This window comes from Gordonia sp. i37 (assembly GCF_002043085.1).
GTDB classification, from domain to species: domain Bacteria; phylum Actinomycetota; class Actinomycetes; order Mycobacteriales; family Mycobacteriaceae; genus Gordonia; species Gordonia polyisoprenivorans.
This window is the reverse complement of sequence record NZ_MVPX01000059.1, coordinates 1-451: the sequence shown is the minus strand read 5'-3', so window position 1 is coordinate 451 and position 451 is coordinate 1. Positions and strand designations below refer to the sequence as shown.

1 pseudogene is annotated in these 451 nt (G+C 64.7%); it reads right to left on the bottom strand.

The window, feature by feature from the left end:
- Positions 1–283 precede the first annotated feature (283 nt).
- Positions 284–451: pseudogene (locus B1964_RS02275) on the bottom strand (HNH endonuclease); the annotation flags it as partial.

Below are 451 nucleotides of genomic sequence, written 5' to 3'. Positions count from 1 at the left end.
TGACGCCCTTCCCACCCGGTGACCGCCCTACCCGATGGACGGGCCCTTCCCGCCCGGTGGCCGCCCTACTCGATGGACGGACCCTTCCCACTCCGATGGTCGAGGTGCCGAGGAGCGCTAGCGACGAGCCTCGAGACCCCTTGTGCCGAAAGGATTCCGGGCCACAGTCGGCACAACATCTCGACCATCGGGATGGGATTATCGCTATGGAGTTCTCAAACAACAGATGCGGTCCCGGCCGGGCCGGGTGCAGGAAATCAGGCTGTAGTGGAGGCGCTTCGGGTCAGGCTGCGGTGTCGTCGAGTCGCATGGTGCGTCGGTGATACGACGGCAAGGGTCGGCGTTTCGGGTCGATGCTGGCGGGTGGGATCAGCCAGGGGTGGCGGTCGAATCCCATGATGATGTCCCATCCGTGGTGGTGCACATCGTCGTGGCAGCTGGTGCAGAGTAG